The sequence below is a fragment of the Trebonia sp. genome, assembly GCF_030042015.1.
Lineage (GTDB): Bacteria > Actinomycetota > Actinomycetes > Streptosporangiales > Streptosporangiaceae > Trebonia.
Genome location: NZ_JASIAL010000450.1, coordinates 1 through 4,972, shown reverse-complemented (window position 1 = coordinate 4,972; position 4,972 = coordinate 1). Strand labels below are relative to the sequence as shown.

General features: G+C 71.9%; 5 protein-coding genes. 2 read left to right on the top strand and 3 right to left on the bottom strand.

Annotated elements, in window-relative coordinates:
- Both Q1N79_RS24240 and Q1N79_RS24235 read left to right on the top strand, forming a co-directional pair.
- Positions 1-187, top strand: a 187-nt coding sequence (locus Q1N79_RS24240; protein ID WP_300612754.1) for a hypothetical protein, incomplete at its 5' end; no start/stop codon positions are given.
- Between the two features lie 186 nt (positions 188-373).
- Positions 374-3,148, top strand: a complete 2,775-nt coding sequence (locus tag Q1N79_RS24235; RefSeq protein WP_300612752.1) for an AAA family ATPase — start codon at positions 374-376, stop codon at positions 3,146-3,148.
- A 349-nt stretch (positions 3,149-3,497) separates the two neighbouring features.
- On the opposite strand, the gene Q1N79_RS24230 is transcribed toward Q1N79_RS24235, so the two are convergent.
- The 3 genes from Q1N79_RS24230 to Q1N79_RS24220 form a co-directional block, all read right to left on the bottom strand.
- On the bottom strand, positions 3,498-3,905 hold the full coding sequence (locus Q1N79_RS24230) for a PIN domain-containing protein (protein WP_300612750.1): 408 nt from the start codon (positions 3,903-3,905) through the stop codon (positions 3,498-3,500).
- Entirely contained in the window at positions 3,902-4,156 is a 255-nt protein-coding gene (locus Q1N79_RS24225; RefSeq protein ID WP_300612748.1) for a hypothetical protein, read from the bottom strand. The genes Q1N79_RS24230 and Q1N79_RS24225 overlap by 4 nt, the downstream gene beginning before the upstream one ends.
- Positions 4,157-4,397: 241 nt before the next feature.
- The gene (locus Q1N79_RS24220) at positions 4,398-4,607 is read right to left on the bottom strand and encodes a hypothetical protein (protein ID WP_300612746.1); all 210 of its coding nucleotides are present in this window, start codon (positions 4,605-4,607) and stop codon (positions 4,398-4,400) included.
- Between the last annotated feature and the right edge of the window lie 365 nt (positions 4,608-4,972).

Here is a 4,972-nt window from a genome sequence, read left to right as displayed (position 1 = left end):
CGGGGGCGGCCCGGCCGCTCCGGCCCCGCCGGTCTACACCGTGACCCGCACCATCGTGGTGGGCGGCACACCCGGCTGGCAGATCGCCCTGATCGCCGTCAGCGCGGCCCTGGTCACCGCGGCCGCCGCGGTGCTCGCCTACCGGGCCCTGGCCACCCGCCGCCAGGCGGCTGCCACGGCCGCCTGAGCCAGCACGCCGGCCAGGGCCAGCCCGGGCAGGGCAGGCGACCGGCCAGATCAGCCCGCCGGCCCTCCCGGCACTGGGCATGACGCCACCCGGCTGCCGCCCAGGACAGGCCCGCGACCCGGCCCCTGCCGCGCCGCCCCAGGCCGGACGGCACCGCATCCATCCGCCGCAGGACAAGAGCACGAGATGACACGATTCATGGACTTCCACGAAGATCTCAAGCTGCCCGCCGAGGCTATCGCGCAGATCGCCGAGGACACCCGCAACGGCCGGGCCGACCGGTTCGGCGTGCGCCGGATCGAGCCATGCCACAACCCTGACGGGAAGGTGTACTGCCTGCTCGAAGGGCCGGACGAGGACGCCATCCGCCAGCACCGCGCCAGGCAGCTCCTGGAGCGGGAGTCGTCTTTGGCGTCGCTGGCCGGGTATGTGCTGGAGGCCCGGCGCGGCCAGGGCCGGTTTGTGCTCGTGGCCGGGGAGGCGGGGGTCGGCAAGTCGGCGCTGGTGGAACAGCTTGAGCGTGACGTGCCGGACGCGCGCTGGTTCTGGGGGGTGTGTGATGGCCTGTTTACCCCCCGCGCGCTGGGGCCGCTGCTCGACCTGGCGGGCCAGCTTGACGGGGAGTTGCTGGAGTTGTGCCGCGCCGGGGCTGGCCGCGCAGAGCTGTTTGCCGCGCTGCTGCGCCAGGTCAGCGAGCCGGGGACGCTGACTGTGGTGGTGGTGGAGGATATTCACTGGGCCGATGAGGCTACCCTCGACCTGCTGCGGTTCGCGGCCCTGCGCATCAAGAGCGCCAGCGTGCTGCTCGTGGTGACCTACCGGGAAGATGATATGGCCGCGGGTGATCCGCTGCGGGCGGCGCTTGGTGAGCTCGCACGGCAGCGCTGCACCAGGCGGGTGGAGCTCGCGCCGCTGTCGGCCGGCGCGGTGCGGAAGCTGGCCGGCCCGGCCGGGCTCGATGCGGCCGAGCTGTACCGGCTGACGGGCGGGAACCCGTTTTACGTCACGGCGGTGATCGCCGCCGGGGTGGCCCGGGTCCCGGCGGCCGCGCGGGATGCGGTGCTGGCCCGCGCAGTGGGGCTGAGCGGCGGGGCCCGCGCCGTGCTCGATGCTGCGGCGCTGACCGGCGCCCGCGCCGAGCTGGGGCTGGTGGAGTCGGTCACCGGCTGCCCGCTGTCGGCTGTGGATGAGGTCCTGGCGTCCGGGCTGGTCACCGTGGATGGTGCCGGGCTGAGGTTCCGTCATGAGATCGCCCGGCTGGCGGTCGAACAGGCGATCCTGCCGCATCGCCGCGGCCTGCTCCACGCCCGGGTGCTGGATGCCCTGGCGTCGGCCGGGTGTGCCGACGACGCCCGGATGGCCTTCCATGCCGAGGGTGCCGGGGCCGGGCCCGCGGTCATGCGGTACGCGTCCTCGGCCGCGCGGCAGGCGGCCGAGCTGGGTTCGCACCGCGAGGCGGCGGCGCAGTTCGAGCGGGCGCTGCGGTTCACGGCCGGGGCGGCCCCGGCGACGCTCGCCGGGCTGTACGGCGGGCTCGCCACCGAGCTGGGCCTGCTGGACCGGTGGCAGGACGCCGCCGGCGCCGGCGAGCGCGCGCTCGGGCTGTGGCGTCAGGCCGGTGACCGGCTGGGCGAAAGCGCGACACTGCAACAGCTCTCGGTCACGATGTGGCGCTTGTGCCGGGGCGCCGAATCGGTGTCCGCGGCCGAGGCCGCGGTGGCGATCGGCGAACCGCTCGGGCCAAGCGCCGAGCTGGCCCGGGCGTACGCCCACCTGGGCCAGATGCGAGCAGGCGACGGCCAGTACGATGCCGCGATCGAGCTGTCACGGCGGGCGCAGGGGCTCGCCGTCTCGCTCGGCGTGCCCGAGGTGCTCAGTTACGCGCTGAACACCGAGGCCTGGTCCATGGCCGCCCAGGGCGGAGACTGGGTCGCGCTGATGCGCCGGGCGCTGGAGATCGCGATCGCCGAGGGCCTGCAGGCACAGGCGGGCCGCGGTTACGCGAATCTGCATGCCCTGTACTGCGGTCAGCGGCGGTTCGGCGAAGCCGAACGGTGTTACGCGGAGGGCGTGGCCTATTGCGACGAGCACGACATCGGCACCTACGGCATCTGCCTGCGGGGCGAGCGAACCGGGACGCTGGAGATGATGGGCCGCTGGGAGGAGGCGGCCGCACTGAGCATGGAAGTGCTCGCGCGCGGCGGCGCCTCACCGGTCAACACGATCAACCCGCTCAGCAGCCTGGGCAAGATCCGCGCGCGCCAAGGGGCGTCCGGCTGCTGGGAATGCCTCGACGAAGCGACGCAAGCCGCGGTGGGGACCGGCGAGCCGGACTGGCTGGTGCTGGCGCGGCTGGCCCGCGCCGAGGCGTACTGGCTGGCGGGCGAGCCGACCGCGGCCATGCGCGAAGCCGAGCTGGCCGATGACGTCTGCGCCCGAACTGACACCTGGCGCCGCGGCGCGGTCGCCGTCTGGCTGCGGCGCACGGGTTCACCGCGGCCGCCGCGCGGTGAGCTCGCCGAGCCCTGCCGGCTGCAGCTGGCAGGCGACTGGGCGGACGCCGCCCGGCTGTGGACCAGCCTCGGCTGCCCCTACGAGGCCGCGCTCGCCCTGCACGACGCCGCGGACGAAACAGCGCTGCGCCAGGCCCTGACGATCTGCACCAGTCTCGGCGCCCCGGCCGCGGCCCAGCTCACCCGGCAGGCGATGCGCCGGCTCGGCATCCGGTCGATTCCCGCTGGGCCCCGGACAGCAACCCGGGCCCATCCACTGGGACTGACCCCCCGCGAGCGCGAGGTCCTCGAGCTGATCTGCGCCGGGCACACCAACGCCCAGATCGCCGCCAAGCTGTTCATCTCCGCCAAGACCGTCGACCACCACGTCTCGGCCGTACTGGCCAAACTGGACGCCCCCACCCGGGAGGCCGCCGCAGCCCACGCCTCCCGGTGTTTGCGGTATTAACCGCCGAGTCCAGAGGGGTTCGGCGGGAGTGGTGCCGTAATGATCGCGACACTGCACACTCTGGCGTGCAACAAGAACACGCCAGAGCCGACCGCTGAGCAGAGGCGGCCGACGAGCCAGTGTGGCAGTGAGAATGGCTGCAGTAATAGCGGTATGAAGGTAGCGGCGCGCGCCTCACCTTTGCTCATCTGCTCTGAGCAGCCGTTGCCGCAGCACCGATCGGCTGGCTATGTGCGAGGACGGACGCCGAACCACCAGTACGGGCCCGGCGTCAGATCGGATCCGGCGCGTCGAAATTGCCGGTGGCCGACCGCAGAGCGCAAGGAGCGCTCGCCGGATCTTGCCCTGGTTAGGGCAGAAGATTCAGGGCAGCGTGGTGCTTACGGCGGACGACTGTGAAGTGCCGCCGGTCCAAGGTAGCCACATCGGTCACGTGGAGCCGCTCAGCGACCGCGATGACGGAGGCGCCGGCCGCGCCCAGTGGCAAGCCGGCGTAGGTACGCACAAGCTCGGCGGTACGTGCCAGGTCGGCGGCGGTGATGGTGACGTGCTGGAATTCGCCGGTGGCTACGGAGGTCAGCAATGCTGCCTCGATGTCGGGTCGCTCTTCCAGCAGCCAGCACACTTCGACGATGACCGTGGTGGGGATGAGCAGCGGGCCTGCGGCGGATTCCAGCAGCGCAGCGCAGCGGGCATGGTGCTTATCGGAGCGGACGATGGCCGCGACGAGCGGGCCGGTGTCCAGCAGCAGCGTCATGCGGGGCGCTTCAGCCGCCCGCGGATGATCTCGTCGTGCCGTTCGGACAGGTCACCGCGGCCAGAATCCCAGATCCCGATTACTGACAGCCGCAGCTGTCCCGCCTGCTCTGCCTCGCCGGGAGCTTCTGGCTGCGCGGCGGAGGCGAGTTCGGGATCGGAGGCGACCAGGACGCGCAGCCGCTCGGCCTGGCGCGGGCTGAGGCGGTCCACCAAGTGGTGCAGGTCGTCATAGTCGTGGGCCGCGGTCACAACAATAGTTTACGGTTTGCCGCGCCCGGCGTTAGGGACAGCCGGATCGCCAGCCGCAGGGAGGTGCCTCCCTCCCGGCCGCGGGCTCGCGTGCCGAGCGGGAGGCGGGATCGGGACTCGACGACTACCAGGCGGCTCCGGCAACATAGGCGGCGACGATGTAGGTGGCGTGCCAGTCCAGGCTGCCGCGGGCCCGCTCTGGTACCGCATTGTGGTGCGTGGATCGCCGTGCGAGGCGGCTTCATGGACATCGCGCAGCGGCACGCCTGCATCCAAACTGGTAGGTGATGAACGCGTGTCTGAGCGTGTGCGGCGTGACGGCCTTGATGATCCCGGCGCGGCGGGCGACCTTGCGGACGATCCGCCCGGCGCCGTGCCGGTCCGGCCGCCGCCGTTCGGCGGCTAGGAACACCGGCCCATCGATGCGCTCGCCGATGGCCAGGTCGATCACCCGGGCGGTACGCGGAGCCAGCGGGTGGCCCGCCAGCCGATATCGCGCGATGGCTGTGATTAGCGATCGTCACACTGCGCGACTCTTATTCCAGAGGCCGAGCAACCCTGCCGATTCGGCACGTGGGCCAGCGGGTGATGGCTGAACGGATATGAGGCGCAGATCTTTGGTTATTGAGCATTGTCCTGAGCGCCGCGCTGCCTAAAGATGTTTGGCCGCCGGGTTCCTGGGGCGTCCCGGCTGGGCGGTTGGTGCTGCGGCCTGGAGGGTTGCTTCGATGCTGGGCCAGGGCATGCCTGGTGGCAGCAGGATGGTGGCGATGTCCGCGGCGTGGTCCCATGGCTTGAGTTGCTCGCGGACCTGAT